This is a genomic window from Stenotrophomonas sp. GQ19, from assembly GCF_059758695.1.
Genome location: NZ_JCAXES010000003.1, coordinates 282,606 through 299,311, shown reverse-complemented (window position 1 = coordinate 299,311; position 16,706 = coordinate 282,606). Strand labels below are relative to the sequence as shown.

The 16,706-nt window shown below is 67.2% G+C and carries 22 protein-coding genes and 1 tRNA gene; 14 read left to right on the top strand and 9 right to left on the bottom strand.

What is annotated here, in order from left to right:
- Window positions 1-15: 15 nt before the first annotated feature.
- From AC6CHL_RS08665 to AC6CHL_RS08655, 3 genes are all read left to right on the top strand, one after another.
- On the top strand, window positions 16-315 hold the full coding sequence (locus AC6CHL_RS08665; RefSeq protein ID WP_005410432.1) for an integration host factor subunit alpha: 300 nt from the start codon (window positions 16-18) through the stop codon (window positions 313-315).
- Window positions 296-652 (top strand): MerR family transcriptional regulator, encoded by a 357-nt coding sequence (locus AC6CHL_RS08660; protein ID WP_038687283.1) that lies wholly within the window; start codon window positions 296-298, stop codon window positions 650-652. The genes AC6CHL_RS08665 and AC6CHL_RS08660 overlap by 20 nt, the downstream gene beginning before the upstream one ends.
- A 67-nt stretch (window positions 653-719) precedes the next feature.
- A tRNA-Pro gene (locus AC6CHL_RS08655) sits at window positions 720-796 on the top strand.
- A 416-nt stretch (window positions 797-1,212) separates the two neighbouring features.
- Here the strand turns inward: AC6CHL_RS08655 and AC6CHL_RS08650 are convergent.
- A complete protein-coding gene (locus AC6CHL_RS08650; protein WP_498294174.1) occupies window positions 1,213-1,791 on the bottom strand; it encodes a TetR/AcrR family transcriptional regulator in 579 nt (192 codons plus the stop codon).
- Entirely contained in the window at window positions 1,791-2,135 is a 345-nt protein-coding gene (locus tag AC6CHL_RS08645; protein WP_498294173.1) for a DMT family transporter, read from the bottom strand. The genes AC6CHL_RS08650 and AC6CHL_RS08645 overlap by 1 nt, the downstream gene beginning before the upstream one ends.
- Before the next feature lie 164 nt (window positions 2,136-2,299).
- Here AC6CHL_RS08645 and AC6CHL_RS08640 point away from each other — a divergent pair, with 164 nt between their 5' ends.
- Both AC6CHL_RS08640 and panB read left to right on the top strand, forming a co-directional pair.
- A complete protein-coding gene (locus AC6CHL_RS08640; protein WP_447594874.1) occupies window positions 2,300-2,611 on the top strand; it encodes a hypothetical protein in 312 nt (103 codons plus the stop codon).
- Window positions 2,612-2,912: 301 nt separating this feature from the next.
- Window positions 2,913-3,764 carry a 3-methyl-2-oxobutanoate hydroxymethyltransferase gene (gene panB, locus AC6CHL_RS08635; RefSeq protein ID WP_038687304.1) on the top strand — a complete coding sequence of 284 codons (852 nt, stop codon included), beginning with the start codon at window positions 2,913-2,915 and terminating at the stop codon, window positions 3,762-3,764.
- A 359-nt stretch (window positions 3,765-4,123) separates the two neighbouring features.
- On the opposite strand, the gene AC6CHL_RS08630 is transcribed toward panB, so the two are convergent.
- On the bottom strand, window positions 4,124-4,594 hold the full coding sequence (locus tag AC6CHL_RS08630; RefSeq protein WP_498294172.1) for a hypothetical protein: 471 nt from the start codon (window positions 4,592-4,594) through the stop codon (window positions 4,124-4,126).
- Between the two features lie 124 nt (window positions 4,595-4,718).
- Here AC6CHL_RS08630 and AC6CHL_RS08625 point away from each other — a divergent pair, with 124 nt between their 5' ends.
- Together AC6CHL_RS08625 and AC6CHL_RS08620 are read left to right on the top strand one after the other, a co-directional pair.
- Window positions 4,719-5,192, top strand: a complete 474-nt coding sequence (locus AC6CHL_RS08625; RefSeq protein WP_498294171.1) for a GNAT family N-acetyltransferase — start codon at window positions 4,719-4,721, stop codon at window positions 5,190-5,192.
- A gap of 112 nt (window positions 5,193-5,304) precedes the next feature.
- A complete protein-coding gene (locus AC6CHL_RS08620) occupies window positions 5,305-5,478 on the top strand; it encodes a DUF1328 domain-containing protein (protein WP_038687308.1) in 174 nt (57 codons plus the stop codon).
- Between the two features lie 249 nt (window positions 5,479-5,727).
- On the opposite strand, the gene AC6CHL_RS08615 is transcribed toward AC6CHL_RS08620, so the two are convergent.
- From AC6CHL_RS08615 to AC6CHL_RS08600, 4 genes are all read right to left on the bottom strand, one after another.
- Complete coding sequence (locus tag AC6CHL_RS08615; RefSeq protein WP_498294170.1) at window positions 5,728-6,495, bottom strand: transporter; 768 nt, start codon at window positions 6,493-6,495, stop codon at window positions 5,728-5,730.
- 79 nt (window positions 6,496-6,574) lie between these two features.
- Complete coding sequence (locus tag AC6CHL_RS08610) at window positions 6,575-7,000, bottom strand: hypothetical protein (RefSeq protein WP_185753472.1); 426 nt, start codon at window positions 6,998-7,000, stop codon at window positions 6,575-6,577.
- A 43-nt stretch (window positions 7,001-7,043) separates the two neighbouring features.
- The gene (locus AC6CHL_RS08605; protein ID WP_141059526.1) at window positions 7,044-7,277 is read right to left on the bottom strand and encodes a hypothetical protein; all 234 of its coding nucleotides are present in this window, start codon (window positions 7,275-7,277) and stop codon (window positions 7,044-7,046) included.
- 2 nt (window positions 7,278-7,279) lie between these two features.
- A complete protein-coding gene (locus AC6CHL_RS08600) occupies window positions 7,280-8,122 on the bottom strand; it encodes a MipA/OmpV family protein (protein ID WP_102100611.1) in 843 nt (280 codons plus the stop codon).
- Between the two features lie 113 nt (window positions 8,123-8,235).
- Between AC6CHL_RS08600 and AC6CHL_RS08595 the strand changes: the two genes are divergently transcribed.
- From AC6CHL_RS08595 to AC6CHL_RS08580, 4 genes are all read left to right on the top strand, one after another.
- Window positions 8,236-8,910, top strand: a complete 675-nt coding sequence (locus AC6CHL_RS08595) for a response regulator transcription factor (protein WP_141059524.1) — start codon at window positions 8,236-8,238, stop codon at window positions 8,908-8,910.
- The gene (locus tag AC6CHL_RS08590; RefSeq protein WP_447594858.1) at window positions 8,907-10,262 is read left to right on the top strand and encodes a sensor histidine kinase; all 1,356 of its coding nucleotides are present in this window, start codon (window positions 8,907-8,909) and stop codon (window positions 10,260-10,262) included. Before AC6CHL_RS08595 ends, AC6CHL_RS08590 begins: the two co-directional genes overlap by 4 nt.
- Before the next feature lie 113 nt (window positions 10,263-10,375).
- Entirely contained in the window at window positions 10,376-11,428 is a 1,053-nt protein-coding gene (locus tag AC6CHL_RS08585; protein ID WP_498294169.1) for a linear amide C-N hydrolase, read from the top strand.
- 200 nt (window positions 11,429-11,628) lie between these two features.
- On the top strand, window positions 11,629-11,832 hold the full coding sequence (locus AC6CHL_RS08580) for a hypothetical protein (protein ID WP_448134094.1): 204 nt from the start codon (window positions 11,629-11,631) through the stop codon (window positions 11,830-11,832).
- A gap of 23 nt (window positions 11,833-11,855) precedes the next feature.
- Here the strand turns inward: AC6CHL_RS08580 and AC6CHL_RS08575 are convergent, their stop codons facing one another.
- Entirely contained in the window at window positions 11,856-12,299 is a 444-nt protein-coding gene (locus AC6CHL_RS08575) for a MarR family winged helix-turn-helix transcriptional regulator (RefSeq protein ID WP_447594854.1), read from the bottom strand.
- Between the two features lie 80 nt (window positions 12,300-12,379).
- Here AC6CHL_RS08575 and AC6CHL_RS08570 point away from each other — a divergent pair, with 80 nt between their 5' ends.
- The 3 genes from AC6CHL_RS08570 to AC6CHL_RS08560 all read left to right on the top strand — a co-directional run bounded on the left by AC6CHL_RS08570 (window position 12,380) and on the right by AC6CHL_RS08560 (window position 14,540).
- A complete protein-coding gene (locus AC6CHL_RS08570) occupies window positions 12,380-13,471 on the top strand; it encodes an FAD-dependent oxidoreductase (protein WP_498294168.1) in 1,092 nt (363 codons plus the stop codon).
- Between the two features lie 151 nt (window positions 13,472-13,622).
- Window positions 13,623-14,168 (top strand): DUF3011 domain-containing protein, encoded by a 546-nt coding sequence (locus AC6CHL_RS08565; RefSeq protein WP_498294167.1) that lies wholly within the window; start codon window positions 13,623-13,625, stop codon window positions 14,166-14,168.
- A gap of 168 nt (window positions 14,169-14,336) precedes the next feature.
- A complete protein-coding gene (locus AC6CHL_RS08560; RefSeq protein WP_038687329.1) occupies window positions 14,337-14,540 on the top strand; it encodes a hypothetical protein in 204 nt (67 codons plus the stop codon).
- A 227-nt stretch (window positions 14,541-14,767) separates the two neighbouring features.
- On the opposite strand, the gene dxs is transcribed toward AC6CHL_RS08560, so the two are convergent.
- Window positions 14,768-16,678, bottom strand: coding sequence for a 1-deoxy-D-xylulose-5-phosphate synthase (dxs, locus tag AC6CHL_RS08555; protein WP_498294166.1), 1,911 nt, complete (start codon window positions 16,676-16,678; stop codon window positions 14,768-14,770).
- Window positions 16,679-16,706 lie beyond the last annotated feature (28 nt).

Here is a 16,706-nt window from a genome sequence, read left to right as displayed (position 1 = left end):
TGGGGGGTAGCAGGAATGGCATTGACCAAGGCTGAGATGGCCGAAAAGCTGTTCGACGAAGTGGGTCTGAACAAGCGCGAAGCCAAGGAATTTGTCGACGCGTTCTTCGATGTGTTGCGTGAGGCATTGGAACAGGGACGTCAGGTGAAGCTGTCCGGCTTCGGTAACTTCGACCTGCGGCGCAAGAACCAGCGCCCGGGTCGCAACCCGAAAACCGGTGAGGAAATTCCGATTTCCGCCCGTACGGTGGTCACCTTCCGTCCGGGCCAGAAGCTCAAGGAAAGGGTAGAGGCATATGCTGGATCCGGGCAGTAACCGCGAACTTCCGCCGATACCGGCAAAGCGCTACTTCACCATTGGTGAAGTCAGCGAGCTTTGCGATGTCAAACCGCACGTGCTGCGCTACTGGGAAACCGAGTTTCCCAGCCTGGAGCCGGCCAAGCGCCGCGGCAACCGTCGCTACTACCAGCGCCACGACGTGCTGATGGTGCGCCAGATCCGCGGCCTGCTCTACGAGCAGGGCTACACCATCGGCGGCGCACGCCTGCGCCTGGAAGGTGCCGGCGCCCGCGACGAATCGACGCTGAGCAACCAGATCATCAAGCAGACGCGGATGGAGCTGGAAGAAGTGCTGCAATTGCTTCGTCGCTGAACAAATCCGCTGATAAAACCGTTATACTCGTCGGCCCGCTGAGAGGCGGGGACAGTACCAGCATCATCGGGGCGTAGCGCAGCCTGGTAGCGCATCTGCCTGGGGGGCAGAGGGTCGTCGGTTCAAATCCGGCCGTCCCGACCATTGTTGGTAAATCGAAAAAGCCTGCGCAGCACTGCGTGGGCTTTTTTGTGTCCGCAGGCCGCGTAGAGCGGGGCTCTGCCCCGCTGCGCTTGCACGTAATTCAACACCAGCCGGGCAGAGCCCGGCGCTACGATGCGGCCCGCGCCACGCCCGGCGCGACCATGCTGCCGACGCCACGCCCGGCGCGACGATGCTGCCGACGGCACGTAGAGCGGGGCTCTGCCCCGCTGCGCTTGCACGTAATTCAACACCGGTCGGGCAGAGCCCGGCGCTACGATGCGGCCCGCGCCACGCCCGGCGCGGCGATGCTGCCGACGGCACGTAGAGCGGGGCTCTGCCCCGCTGCGCTTGCACGTGATTCAACACCGGCCGGGCAGAGCCCGGCGCTACGATGCCGCCCGGCGCTACGTCAGCGGTCAGCCGGTAGCCGGCTGTGCATCGTCATAGGTAAAGCTCACCACGCACTCGCGCAGGGCATCGATCTCCGCCATGCCGCTCTCAACCAGACCACCGCCCAGCGCCTGCAGCCAGTACCCGTCGGCGGCCAGCCGCGCCACCCGCAACCGGGGGGCACCACGTTCGGCCGACACCTGGGCCAGGCGCTCATCCAGCCAGCGGCGCCACAGCACGGCAAACGTCGGTTCCACCAGCGCACTCAACGAGAAACGTGCCCAGTTGGCGTCTTCGGCGTGCATGGCCTCGAAGGTGGCCCGGACGTAGGCGCGGGTGAAGCGGCCGTGCGGCACCGGGTCGGCGGCGACAAGCACATCCAGCGCATCCCCGAAGCGCGCCAGGCACTCGCCATACGCCGCTTCCAGCAACTCCTGGCGGTTGGCGAAGTGGTGGAACAGCGCGCCCTTGCTGACCCCGGCGCGGTCGGCAACCGAGAGCACCGTGACATTGCCCAGGCCGTGCAGCATCGCTTCCTGCACCGCTGCATCAAGCAGGGCCGCGCGCACCAGCACCGGCTGCCGGCGTCGTCGGGTGGCGTCCATCAGTGTGCCGCCGCTTTGGAGAACGCGTTGATCATGACCACCCCGCCGACGATCATCGCCACCCCGGTGATGGCCTGCCAATCCAGGCTCTGCTTGAACACCGTGACGCTGATGATCAGGGTGAGCACGATGCCCACGCCGCCCCAGATCGCGTAGGCGATGCCCAGCGGCAGCGCCTTCAGCGCATGGCTGAGCAGGTAGAAGGACACCACGTAGCACAGCGCCATGCTCAAGGTGGGGCCAAGTTTGGTGAACTGCGCGGTCTTCTGCAGCAGCATTGTGCCGGTGACTTCGGCGACGATCGCGCCCGACAGGAACAGATACGCGGTGACCATGGGTGACATGGGTTTCTTCCAGTTAGATACCGACCGGGCGGTATGTTACTTGTTGGTGCGGTGAATGGTATCTGACTGAACTGCCTCCCATGACGTTGTCGGTCCGGCCCAGGCACCCATCCGGGCACGGCCTTCGCCGCGCGGTACAGGGCGTGTTGCCGCTACCATGGCGCATGAACCCCACCCCCGATAACGCGAGCGTCCCCCGGCTGCTCGGTTTTGACGTACCCGGTCTTCAGGCCACGGTTGACCCTGCCGAAGACGAGGCGATCGTTGCCTTGCTCGATGTGGAACCCTCGGCCCGCTGGCTGCAGGTCTTCCATCGCCGCGTCGATGCCTTGAAGGGGGAGCTGGGGCTGGCGCGCGTCCAGATGGACGGCCGCAGCATCCGCTTCTTCGGTTCCGTTGCCGACAGCCGGCGCCTGGCCAATGAAATTGCCGGGCTGATCAAGGACATCGCCCAGGAACTGTCCAGCCCGCCGTGACACCGGCGGTACGGCCCGGTACCGGCGTCAGCGCGCCAACAGCGGCAGCGGTCGGTCCACCACCACCTCTTTCATCACCAGCGTCGAGGTCAGCCGCTGCACGCCGGGCAGCGCGGACAGGTGCTCGTCATAGAGCAGGCAGACGACGGACGCGCGTCGGTGCCGGCGCGCTGCTGCGCACCCGACCGCGTGCGGCGCGCATGGTCGGCCGCATTTCCGGTGCGGCGATGGTGATCATTGCCGTGCTGTTGTTGTGCCGAACCACTACGATCTGATCCCCCTCATGAAACAAGGACATGCCATGACCGAACAGCTTCATCCGTACGCGAACTCGCCCAGCCCGCTGACCCAGGCAAAGCGCGTGCGCATTCCGCACCTGCAGGAGATGAAGGCACGCGGCGAGAAGTGGGCCATGCTCACTGCCTACGACATGTACACCGCGGCGATCTTCGAAGACGCCGGCATCCCGGTGCTGCTGATCGGCGATTCGGCGTCCAACAACGTGCTCGGCAATGACAGCCTGTTGCCGATCACCGTGGACGAACTGATGCCGCTGGTGCGCGCGGTGAGCCGCTGCACGCGACGCCCCCTGGTGATCGCCGACCTGCCGTTCGGCTCCTACCAGGCATCACCGGAACAGTGCTTCCACACGGCGGTGCGCTTCATGAAGGAAGGCGGCGCGCACGCGGTCAAGCTGGAAGGCGGCATCGAGATGGTGCCGCAGGTGCGCAAGCTGGTCAGCTCGGGCATTCCGGTGATGGCGCATATTGGCTTCACGCCGCAGTCGGAGCATCAGCTGGGCGGGTTCCGCGTCCAGGGCCGTGGCGACAATGGCCCGGTGCTGGTGGAAGCGGCGCGCGCGCTGGAAGCGGCCGGTGCGTTCGCGGTGTTGATCGAGATGGTGCCGGCCGACGTGGCCGCGCAGATCACCGCGGCGGTTTCGGTGCCCACGGTGGGTATTGGCGCGGGCAGCGACTGCGATGCGCAGGTGCTGGTCTGGCAGGACATGGCCGGACTGCGCACCGGGCAGCTGCCGCGCTTCGTCAAGCAGTACGCCGACATGCATGGCCTGCTGCACAAGGCGGCCAGCGAGTTCGCCGCCGATGTGGAAGCAGGGGTCTTCCCGGGGCCGGAACACGCGTTCCAGTCGTAACCGGCCAGGGCAGGGTTGCGCGCCCGTATCAGCTCAGGGCGCGCAGCACTTCTTCGATCAGAACCACATAACAGGCCACGAAGTAGAACTTCAGCAGGGCCGGATGTTGCTTGGTGATTAGCGCGCGCATGGGCGTGACGAGGCTGGTTGGACGCCCTGATTGTGACGGAGGTGTGAATTTGTGGCAATCATCACAAATTAAATCCGCTTAGCTAGATGAGGGAAGCTGACGGCGCATCCTCAATAGACTTCCAACCTGTTGATTATTCGGATATTTGTCATGAATTCGCAGGACTGGAAAATGCCGTGAGCGCGGCGCCGCCAGGCTGCCAAACGCCCCGCGGCGGGTCCAAAAACGCTCAGTGCCGGTCCACCCACCTGCCCAGCAGGCGGCGGAGCATCACCGATGCCACGGTCAGCGGCACCACGATCGGCCATTGCAGCAGGAACAACCCGGCCGTGATCTCCCATGCGGTCCAGGTGGTGCCGAACACCTGTGCATCGGGCGGCCCCAGCCGGATGACCACGAGCGTGGCCACGGCGAAGGCCAGGTCCTGCCAGCGCGACGGCGGTCGCGCGCCTGCGTGCCTGCAGAGCACCAGCACCGGGATCACCACCAGACTGGCCAGCAGCGCGTGGATCCACACGTCGCCCCGCGTGTAGTCGTAAGGCATCGACGGCCAGGCCCATCCCAAGTGCTCCGTCTGGACCTGGGCGGTGAGCACGCACGCAAAGGTGATGGAGGCGGCCAGCAGCACCCCGAGATCGAGGCATGCATGCAGCAGGGTACGTGGGGGATCGGATGCGGCTGCGGCAGGGGAGAGCGACATGACGGTACTGCACGACGAGGTGGGCAATCTCAGCAGATTCCGCCGGGTTTGTCGCTATCGGCTGCGACTTGCCTGCAAGCGTCACGTAGAGTGAAGCGTTCGCACAAAACACGAAGGAGACAGGATGATCAGGACACTGCTGGAGACCGATCGGGACGAGGCCAGCGCAGTGTGCATGCGCGCGTTTCTCACGGCAGTGGCGCCGTCGCTGTCATCGACCGGCGTGGAAACGTTCGGGACGATCGCGGCAGCAGACGGTTTCGCGCAGCGCTCGGGGCCGGACAGCCTGCAGGTGGTCTACGACGCTGGCGGCGTGATCAAGGGCGTGGCCGAACTGAAAGAGCGCCGCCATGTGGCATTGCTGTTCGTTGATCCGGCATGCCAGCGGCAAGGCGTGGGTGAGGCATTGCTGGCCGCAGTGATTGCACAGGCGTGCAGCGAGGTGGTCACGGTGAATGCGTCGCTGTCGTCGGTGGCGTTCTACCAGCGCCATGGTTTTGCGTGCAGTGGCGAGGTGGGTGAGTCGGCCGGGCTGATCTATCAGCCGATGACGCGCAGCGAGCCCCACGCAGTGGACGCCACGCACGCGGCGCACTGATCGGCACGGCGCAGACTTCACGCCGTTCGCGCGTGTCGTTCACGAAGGGCGGACAGCGGCATCGCTAGGTTGGAGGCCTGTCAGTCATCCCGGTTTGCGGGTAAGGATCATCATGATCAAGTGGGCCATCATCTTCGCCGTCATCGGCCTCATTGCCGGTGCACTCGGCTTCGCCGGCATCGGCGGCGCCGCGATCGGCGTGGCGAAATTCCTGTTCTGGGCAGGCATCATCATCGCCGTGGTCTTGTTCGTGCTGGGCATGACGATCGCCAAGAAGGTCACCTGACCGCAGGACAGCATCGGGTTCAAATACCAACGCCTGCGCAGTGATGCGCAGGCGTTTTTGTTTGGGCGGTGCGCCGCCGGCATTCGATGGAACGTCCGGGTTTCACGAGGGTGCGTTCGGTTGCATGGGTGGCCAAACGCGGTGCGTGTCTGTGTGCGTAGGCACGGATCGCGCGCAGCCACCCGTGGGGTGGCTCTACCCCCCACTGTGGAGTGAGCGAGCAGGTGGCATTGGCGCGGGCTCTACGTGTTACCGGAAGAAGAACGACACGCCCAGGCCGGCCTGCAGGTCCGGGTTGTTGTTGTCCAGGCCGACGTCGAACGAGGCATCCAGCTGTACGGTGCGGGCCACCATCCAGGTGAGGCCGGCCCCGGCGATGGCGGTGGACGCTTCGCCCTGGGTGTGGGTGAAGCCGGCTTCCAGGTAGCTGCTCACGGTGTCGGTCAGCGCCACGCTGACGCTCGGTGACCAGGTGAATGCATCCGCGCCAGCGCCGCGGGTGGCGTTGGCATACAGCGCGCCGCTCCAGCGATCGTCGAAGCTGTATTCGTAGCTGGCACCGAGCGCGTACTGGGTGCCGCCTTCGCTGAAATCGCGCGCACCGGTGGCGAAGGTGGTGCTGGCCAGCAGCGCCCAGGCATGCTTGTCCGAGCCGGTGGGCAGGGCGATCTTGATGGCAAGGCCGCTGTCGCCGCCGCCGTTGCTGCTGCTCGCCGACCCATCGCGCGGCTTCAGCTGCAGGTGGTTGAACGGCGTGCTGAAGGCCTGCAGTTCCACATGCTCGGCCAGGCCGATGCGCAGGTTGAGGTCGCTGCTGTACTGGGTGGACCGGGTACCGTCGTCATCGCGATCGCGTTCCAGGCTGGGCAGGCCCCATTCCAGTGCGACGCTGCCGCGCGGCAGGGTGCTCGGCGAGAAGCCGATACCGGGGCGATCGAACGACGGCGTTTCATCGTCGTCCTGGGCCAGGGCAGGGGAGGCGATCAACAACAGGACAAGGGCAACAGGCAGGCGCATCGTGCAATCTCCGGGCTGCGGCGCAGCATCGGCAAAGTGTGCCGCAAGCGCCTGTGAGGAGGCAGCCCCTGAGTAGCGATCAGCCGTCGGTGCGGGTCAGTGCCAGTAGACCTTCCAGCAGGCGGTCGGCGCGGGGGCGGCCGTCTGCATCGACCGGATTGGCCAGCGACTGCAGCCAGAAACCGTGTGCTGCGCGCCGCGCGGCGGTCAGCCGGTGGTCGCTGCCTTCGCCGGGATGTTGTTGCAGCTGGTCCTGTATCCAGCGCTTGAGCGCCTGCGCGATTTCCGGGTCGGGGCGGCCGCGCGGCGCGCCGGGACCGGGATCGCTGGGGGCCAGGCAGGCCCGGAAGATCGCGGTGACATACGCGCGCGAGAAGCGCCCATGTGCGACCGGGTCGTCGGCGATCAGGCCCTGCACGGCACGGTCGAAATCGACCAGGGCCTGGGCCAGCAGCGGGTCTTGCCCGCCGTCGTGGGCGCTCATCATCGGAAAGGGACGGCTCATGCGGGCTCCGGGAGCGGGGTCGGAAAGGCGGGGAGGGCCCGGCTCAGTGCGGTGCCCGTGCCTGCGGCAGGCGCGGTGCGGCCGCGCCGGGTTGCAGCAGCAGGGCGTTCAACAGTGCGATCACCCGTTCGCCCTGGCCATCGCAGGCCAGTTCGAAGGTGGTCTGCCCGCCGAGCGAGGGCAGCGGCGTATGCAGGATCCACTCCAGCACCGCGCCGCGGTCCGGTTCGATACGCAGGGCCACATCGGCAACACGACGGACGATTCCCTGGCGCATGATCAGAATCCGTAGCTGAGCGAAAGTGCGGCCGAGTCCATGTGGTCGCCGGTGGTCATCGGGCTGTCCTTGACCGCATCGGACAGCCGCGTGCGGCGCAGCGATGCGGTGGCCGTCCAGTGCGGGCCAAGCGGCATCACCGCGGTCAGGTCGGCGTAGGGCGACACCCCGCTGCCGGCGCGGTAGCGCGCCAGGCCACTGCGGCGCGCTTCGTCCTCGCTGACCCCGAAGTAGTAATCGTTGAGCCCCTTGCCGGCGTAGTTCAGGCCCACGCCGGGCACCAGCGTCACCCGGCCCATGGGCAGCGGGTAGGCGTACTTGGCATCGGCGGCGACGCCGCCACCGTGGCCGCTCACTTCGGCCTGCACGTTGCCCTGCAGCAGGCCCCAAGGCGCGGTATGCCGCACCGCCACCCCGGCCATCGCCGAGAAGCCGCGGTTGGACAGCTGGCGCAGTTGCGGGTCGTGGCTGTCCTTGCGCTTGAAACGCATCATGTACGGCGAGGCCATCAGAGACACTTCGGTGCTGTCGCTGTCCAGCAGCTTGTAGCCGAAGCTGCCGCCGCGGAAGTGGAACTTCCTGCCTTCGTAGCTGATGATCGGCGCGCCCACGGTGTCGGTCTTGTAGCCGGTATAAGGCGACTTCAGGGCCACCACCGCCACGCCCAGGCTGCTGCGCGGCTTGGCGCCCGGTGCCTGCGCGAATGCGCTGCCGGCCACCAGCCATGCCGCGGTCGCCAGCACGACGGCGGCGATGCCCGGGCACAGCGACTGCCGGGTACGTTCATTGCCAACCAGGCCGCAGGTGCCTGCCGGGGGGGAATCTGCCTTGCAACGCTCGCGCATGTACCTGCCACACTGGGAATGCCAAGCGGCCATGGTGCCGTGCCTACATTGTCGGAACGTTGCGCCGGGCCGCGCGGTACCATCGGCAGCCGTCGTCCCCTGTGTCCCCACCCATGCGCATCCTGCTGCTCGAAGATGATCCGGAACTGGCCAATGCCATCCAGGCCAGCCTGGGCCGGCATGGCATGGTGGTGGACGTGGTGGTCAGCATGGCCCAGGCCGGCGAGGCGCTCAAAGCCGGCGTGCACCAGATCCTGCTGCTGGATCGGCAGTTGCCCGACGGCGACGGGGCCAATTTCGTGCGGGTGGCGCGCAGCCTGGTGCCCAACCTGCCGGTGATCATGCTCACCGCGCGCGATTCGGTGGCCGATCGGGTGCTCGGCCTGGACGTCGGCGCCGACGATTACCTGACCAAGCCGTTCGCGGTGGAAGAACTGCTGGCACGCATCCGCGCGATCTCGCGGCGGCCCTCGCAGATCGCCTTGCCGGTGCTGCTGCTGGGGCGGCTGCAGTTTGATTTCGTCGCGCGCGAAGCCAGCGTCGACGGTGTACTGCTGGCGCTGCCGCGCCGGCAGTTGCTGGTGCTGGAAGCCTTGGCGGTGCGCCAGGGCCGTACCGTGGCGCGCGCGGCGTTGCTGGAGGCGGTATACGGCTTCGACGATGCGATCCAGTCCAACGCCCTGGACGCGCACGTGTCCAAGCTGCGCAAGGCATTGGCCGAGGCCGATGCGCGGGTGGAGATCCACGTGATGCGCGGCATCGGCTATCTGTTGAAGGACGTCGCATGAAATTCCTCAAACCCGGCTCGCTGTCTTTCAGCCTGGCCTGGAAGATCATCCTGATCCAGGTGACCATGGTGGCGATGGGCCTGATTGGCATGGTGCTGATGTATGGCGACAGCGGCGCCGGTTACATTGACTGGAAGATGAGCGAGTCGATCGCCAAGTCGATCCATGTGCGGGACGATGCACTGCACGTGGACTGGCGCGCGCTGGACCAGGCCGCGCAGGATCGCCCGTCCACGTTCTGGTTCGCGGCCACCGATGAAGACGGCCGCCAGGTCACCCACGGCACGGTGCCGGAGATGTACCGCCCGCTGGTGGCCCAGCTGCGCTACCTGGAGCCGACCGACGTACGCACACGCACGCGTGCGGCCGAACTGGCCATGCGCATCTGGGTGAACGACACGCCGGAGGGACGCGTGCACGTGATGATCGGCGGCATGCCGCACCGCGGGCTGTGGCGGCAGATGCTGGTGGTGATCGGCTACCTCGGTGGCTGGATCACCGTGCCGTTGATCGTGATCACCCTGGTGGTGGCACCGTGGGCAATCCACCGCTCGCTGCGCGGGGTGAACCGGGTGGCCGCGCAGGCCGCCGCGATCCAGATCAACGAACGCGGCGGTGGCCTGGACACGCACGCGGTGCCCGCCGAGATCTTCCCGCTGGTGGATGCGTTCAACGCGGCGGTGCGCCGCATCGGCGAAAGCTACGATGCGCAGGACCGCTTCCTGGTGGGCGCGGCACACGAACTGCGCATGCCGATCGCGATTCTGGCCACGCGCATCGCCGACCTGCCGTCCGGCCCGGCGCGTTCGCGCCTGCAGCGTGACCTGGGCCGGCTGAGCAATATCGCCGAGCAGCTGCTCGACCTGCAGCGGCTGGACCATCACCGCAGCCAGTCGCAGCGCGTGGACCTGGCCGCGCTGACCCGCGAGGTGGCCGGCGACGTGGCGCCGCTGGTGCTCGATGCCGGTTACACCTTCGCCGTGGATGCGCCCGATGCGCCGGTCTGGGTGCGTGGCGATCCGGATGCGCTGCACCGGGTGGTGGCCAGCCTGTTGCAGAACGCGATCGCCCACGGCGGCGACCACGGCCTGATTGCCGTGGCGTTGCAGCCCGATGGCGTGCTGGCGGTAAGCGATGAAGGCTCCGGCGTGCCGGAGCAGGAGCGCCAGGCGATCTTCGAGCCCTTCCACCGGCTGCGCCCCAGCGGCAGTGGCAGCGGGCTTGGCTTGTACCTGGCGCGCGAAATCATGCTGCGCCATGGCGGCAGCATCGCCGCGGAAAGTGCCGCCGGTGGCGGGGCGCGGTTCGTGGTGGCACTGGCGGTGGATCGGACGGGCATCGTGCCGGGCTGACGGGCGCGGCCGGACGATTCACCCCTCCATCACCCGGGGTCCGGTGTGATCGGGCCATTCTGCGTTGGCGTGCAGTCGGCGTGGTTGCCCAACATTCTGCAGGGAGAGATGCCATGAAGGCGTTTGCGTGCGCCGTGTTGCTTGCGACGGCGGTCGGCGGTGCGGTGACCCCGGCCAGCGCCTGCACCCGGGTGGTCTATCTGGGCGAGAACCAGGACGTGATCACCGCCCGTTCGATGGATTGGCAGAGCGACATCGCCACCAACCTGTGGGTGTTGCCGCGTGGCATCGCGCGCAACGGCCAGGCCGGCAGCGATTCGATCCGCTGGAAAGCCAAATATGGCAGCGTGGTAGCCAGTGGGTTCGACATTTCCACCACCGATGGGCTCAACGAAGCGGGGCTGTCGGCCAACCTGCTGTGGCTGGTGGAATCGGAGTACCCGGCACAACGCGGGCGCAAACCCGGCCTGGCCATCTCGCTGTGGGCGCAGTACATGCTCGACAACTTCGCCACGGTGGCCGAAGCGGTGGCCGCGCTGGAGCGCGAGCCCTATGCGCTGGTCACCGACAACCTGCCGGGCGAATCGCGGCAGGCTACGCTGCACCTGGCGCTGTCCGATGCCAGTGGCGACAGCGCGATCGTGGAATACGTCGGCGGCAAGCAGGTGATCCACCATGACCGCGCCTACCAGGTCATGACCAATTCGCCGGTGTTCGACCAGCAGCTGGCGCTCAACACCTATTGGCAGCAGATCGGCGGCACCGTGATGCTGCCCGGTACCAACCGCTCGGCCGACCGTTTCGCGCGGGCGTCGTTCTACATCAACGCCATTCCCAAGAGCGAAGATCCGGTGGTGGCGCTGGCCAGTGTGTTCAGCGTGATCCGCAACGTGTCGGTGCCCTATGGCATCACCACTCCGGACCAGCCCAATATTTCGTCCACGCGGTGGCGCACCGTGGCCGACCACAAGCGCCGGTTGTATTTCTTCGAGTCGGCACTGACCCCCAACACGTTCTGGGTGGACCTCAACAAGGTCGATTTCGCCCCGGGTGCGCAGGTGCTCAGGCTTGACCTCGGCCGCGACCAGCGCAACGTATTCGCCGGCGATGCGCTGGGGCAGTTCCAGCCGTCGGCGCCGTTCGCGTTCCTGGGCACCGGCGACTGATCCTGCCATCAGGGGAGTGCGCAGCGTACGGTCGGTGACTGCCCAAAATCAGACTAATCCGATATCCCGGCACGGGCCTGGGGCCGTATCGTGCTGCTCGAGGGAGGGATGCCTCGCTTGACTGTCCCCACGCGGCCAGCGCCCCCATGCGGCGCACCGTATCGCCACTCCGCATGGATGCCCCCGCAGGAGCGAGCAGCATGATGATCAAGGTGCAATGCCAGGACCACCGCTGGCACGTGATTCACCCGACCCGCCCGGACCCGGTCAGCTTCGATGACGGTGCGGTGGCCTTCGACTTCGCCGACACCCTGGCGCGCGAACGCCACGCCGAGACCGGGCAGGCCTGCGCGGTACGGGTGGTGGCAATGGATGCCTTCGTCGACGCGGTGCGCTACGGCTGAAACCGCGCGTGTACCGCAGGCGCTCAGCCGGTGCGGTCGAGGTTGGCGCTGAGCCGCTGCAGGAAGCTGGTCAGCCGCATGGTTTCATCCACGCTGAAGTCGGCCAGCATGCGTGTATTGCCCTCGTTGAGGATCTCGCGGGCCTGCGGCAACCGCTGCAGCGCCAGCGCCGTGAGTTCGATGCGCTGGGCGCGCGGATGCTGGGGATCCGGCGACCGTCGGATCAACTGGTCGCGCTCCAGCCGCGCCAGGGTCTGCGCCATCGAGGGCTGCTCCACCCGCAGCAGGCGGGCCAATTCGGCCTGGGTGGTCGCCTTGCCCTGGCGCACCGCCTCAAGCACCGGCAGGCTGGCCATGCCCAGCCCCAGCGGACGCAGCTGGGTTTCGGCCAGGCGGCTGAGTTCGCGTGCCACCTGCTTGATCAGGAACGACGGAACGTTGCTGGGATCGGGCGCGGGCCGGGACATGCGTTCACCTGCGGGGCATTGACATAGGCGCCTATGATACTAATCATAGGGTCCTATGTTAAAGCCGCTGGAGGCGCCGCATGTCCCATTCCCCCCGTATTGCCATCGTTGGTGGCGGCCCCGCCGGGTTGCTGCTGGCGTGCCGGCTGCAACAGGCCGGCCGTGCCGTGCAGGTGTATGAAGCCGACGCCTCGCCCGACGCCCGCGCCCAGGGCGGCATGCTCGACCTGCACGCGGCGACCGGGCAGGCCGCGCTGCGGAGCGCCGGGTTGTTTGCGTCCTTCCAGCAGCTGGCGCGCTACGAGGACCAGGGCATGCGCCTGTTCGATGCACAGGGCCGACTGCTGCTGGCCGACGACGGCGTGGGCGGCGACCGCCCGGAGATCGATCGCGGCCAGCTGCGCGCGCTGTTGCTGGCGCCGCTGGCCGAGGGCTGCGTGCGCTGGGGGCATGTGCTGACGCAGGCCAGGCGGAATGCAGGCAGTGTCGAGCTGCAGTTCGCCAACGGTGCGGTGGCGCGCGCCGACCTGGTGGTGGGCGCCGATGGCGCGTGGTCGAAGGTGCGCCCGCTGTTGACCGACGTGCGCCCGCAGCACGCCGGCATCACCCTGTACGAGCTGTCACTGCCGGACGTGGACAACGCGCACCCGGCACTGGCAGCACTGGTTGGGCGCGGCACGCTGATCGCCAAGGGCAGTGGCGGCACCGTGTTCGCCCAGCGCAATGCGCATGCCCACGTGCGCGTGTACGCGTCGCTGCCGCAGCAGCTTGGCGACGGCGAAGCGGCGCCCCTGCACACCCGCGCCAGCCTGCTGCAGCATTTCCAGGGCTGGCACCCGGATCTGCGCCGGTTGATCGCCGACGCGCAGGACACCGTGCGGCCGTGGCCGATTCATACTCTGCCGGTGGAGCATCGCTGGGCGCACTGTGACGCTGTCACCCTGATCGGCGACGCGGCGCACCTGATGCCGCCGGCCGGCGAGGGCGCCAACCTGGCCCTGCGCGATGCCGCCGATCTGGCCGACGCGCTCTGTGCCGCCGACTGGCCGGCCGCGGTAAACGCGCATGAGCAGGTGATGTTCGCGCGCGCGGCGGTGTCGGCTACCGAGGCACACCAGATGCTGGCGATGGACTCGGCCGAACGCGTGCTGCAGATGTTCGAGGCGATGTGACTGCGTTGGCGCGGTCTGGTCAGCCAGCCGTCGGGTACCTAAATAGGGCATGAAATCGGGGACTTCCGGCCTATGTTGCGGGTGACGGCTTTGCCACATCCTGTGCGCCACCACCACACACAGTTTCGAGGCAGGCATGAGGAGCAATGGGATGAAGCACGGAAAGCAGGCGTGGTTGTGGGCGCTGCTGCCCGCGATGCTGGCGCTGGGCGCCACCGTCCAGGCGCAGAACTACGATCGCCATCGCGACGACGGCTACAACAGCGGGCCGGTGCGCTGCGAATCGATCAAGGGCCGCACCCAGCAGTGCCCGTTGCAGGGGCGCGCACGCCTGGTCCGCCAGATTTCCGGTTCGCCCTGCGTGGAAGGCGAGACCTGGGGCCAGGCCCGCAATGGCGTGTGGGTGACCCAGGGCTGCCGCGCCGAATTCATCGCCGAGGGCGGGCGTGGCCACGGCGGTGGCTGGGGCGGCAACCAAGGCGGTAACCACGGCGGCGGCTGGGGCGGGCGTGGCCAGGTGGTCACCTGCGACTCCAACGACCACCGACTGCAGCGCTGCAACGTCAGCATCCGGCGCGATGCGCGGCTGGTCCGCCAGACCTCGCGCACGGCGTGCGTGGAAGGCCGCACCTGGGGCTGGGACCGCAACGGGGTGTGGGTCAACGGCGGTTGCCGTGGCGAATTCCAGGTGAATTGAGGTCGCAGCAATCATTGGGCTGGTGAATCAGAAAAATCTGATACAGATCACAGTTCCGATTGGTTACTGTCCGGGGCGGGAAGCCCCGGCTTCATCCGACCCCAGGTTCCGCCGCACGGTCGTGCGGCGCGTCCTGCCCGATATGCCGACTCATGGAGAGAGCACCGCATGTTGATCCGCCTGCAACTGGAGCACCGCCTGTGGCGCGTGCTGCATCCGGACAAGCTGGAATCGTTCCGTTTCCACGACAGCGCCAAGGCGTTTGATTTCGCCGATGCGCTGGCGCGCCTGCATCACGCCGAGACCGGCCGACGCAGTTCGGTACGGGTGGAAGCCAGCGGGGCATACGTGGAGGCCGTGCGCTACGGCTGACGCCGGCGGGGCACGGTAGAGTCGACCGTTGGTCGGCTGCTTTGCGCGTAAAACCATCCCGTGACATGACCGGTAGAGCCGACCGTTGGTCGGCTGCCTTGCGCGTAAAACCATCCCGTGACATGACCGGTAGAGCCGACCGTTGGTCGGCTGCTTTGCGCGTAAAACCATCCGTGACGTCAGTAACCACCCAGCCGGGCAGAGCCCGGCTCTACGAGGCCGCAACCTCAACCCGCGGCGCTGAGCGGATGCCCATCGCTGGCCAGTTGCGGCCAGCGCTTGAGCACCGCCGCCCGGATGCCGGTGGCATCGATGCCGGCTTCGGCCAGCAGGTCTTCGCGGCTGGCGTGATGCTGGAAGCTGTCCGGCAGGCCCAGGTGCAGGATCGACTTGAGCACGTCTTCGGCATTGAACAGTTCGGCCACGCCCGAGCCGGCGCCACCGGCCACCACGTTGTCTTCAATGGTGACGAAGCCGTCGTGGGTACGTGCCAGCTCCAGCAGCAGGGCGCGGTCGAGGGGCTTGATGAAGCGCATGTTGACTACGCTCAAGCCCAGCGCACGGCCCACCGCTTCGGCGGCCGGCACGGTGCTGCCGAACGCCAGCAGGGCCACGCGGCTGCCCTGTACGCGCAGGTCGGCCTTGCCGATCTCCAGCGTGGACAGATCGGTGCCAGCGTCCACGCCGGTGCCACTGCCGCGCGGGTAGCGCACCGCAGCCGGGCCGTCGAACGCCAGGCCGGTGCTCAGCATCTGCCGGCATTCGGCTTCGTCGGCAGGCGCCATCACCACCATGTGCGGTACGCAGCGCAGGAAGCTCAGGTCCAGGTTGCCGGCATGGGTGGCGCCATCGGGGCCCACGACGCCGGCACGGTCGATCGCAAACAGCACGTCCAGCTCCTGCACGGCCACGTCGTGCACCAGTTGGTCGTACGCGCGCTGCAGGAACGTGGAATAGATCGCCACCACCGGCTTGGCGCCCTGCGTGGCCATGCCCGCGGCCAGTGTCACCGCGTGCTGTTCGGCGATGGCCACGTCGAAGTAGCGCTCCGGGTATTCCTTGCTGAAACGCACCAGGCCCGACCCTTCGCGCATGGCCGGGGTGATGCCCACCAGCTTGGGTTCGGCCGCCGCGGCGTCGCACAGCCAGTCGCTGAACACATCGGTGTAGGTCGGCTTCTTGGCGGCGCCCTTGGACACCAGGCCCTTGTCCGGATCGAACGGCCCGACGGCGTGATAGCCGATCTGGTCGCCCTCGGCACGCTCGTAGCCCTTGCCCTTGGTGGTCATCACGTGGAGCAGCTTCAGGCCCTTGAGGCCCTTGAGCGTCTTCAACGTGGCTACCAGTGCCGGCAGGTCGTGGCCATCGATGGGGCCGGTGTAATGGAAGCCCATTTCCTCGAAGAACGTGGATGGCACGAACATGCCCTTCCAGTGTTCTTCCCAGCGCTTGACGAAGCGCGCGGTGGGGTTGTTCTTCTTGTCGCCCAGGATCTTCTTGCCGCCTTCGCGCAGCGCGTTGAGCGTGCGGCTGCCGGTGGCGCGGCCGAGCATCTTGGTCAGCCCGCCAACGGCCTCGGAGATCGACATGTTGTTGTCGTTGAGGATCACCAGCAGGTTCGGTTCGCTGTCCATGCCACCGGCATGGTTGAGCGCCTCGTAGGCCATGCCGGCGGTCATCGCGCCGTCGCCGATCACCGCGACCACCTTGCGATCGTCGCCTTCCAGCTGGCGCGCGATGGCCATGCCGAGCGCGGCCGAGATCGAGGTCGAGGAGTGGCCCACGCCGAAGGTGTCGAACTCGCTCTCTTCGCGCTTGGGGAACGGCGCCACGCCGTCCTTCTGCTTGACCGTGTGGATCGCGTCGCGGCGACCGGTGAGGATCTTGTGCGGGTAGGTCTGATGCCCCACGTCCCAGACCAGCTGGTCCACCGGGGTCTGGTACAGGTAGTGCAGGGCCACGGTCAATTCGATCACGCCCAGCCCGGCGCCGAAGTGGCCGCCGCTCTTGCCGACCGATTCGATCAGGTAGGCACGCAGTTCGTCGGCGATGGCGGGCAGTTCGGATTCATCGAACCTGCGCAGGTCATCCGGTGACTGGATGCGCGACAGGCGGGGATAGCGGGCGGAATCGATCATGTTTATCGCGCTTCTTCTGAGCGCCTAT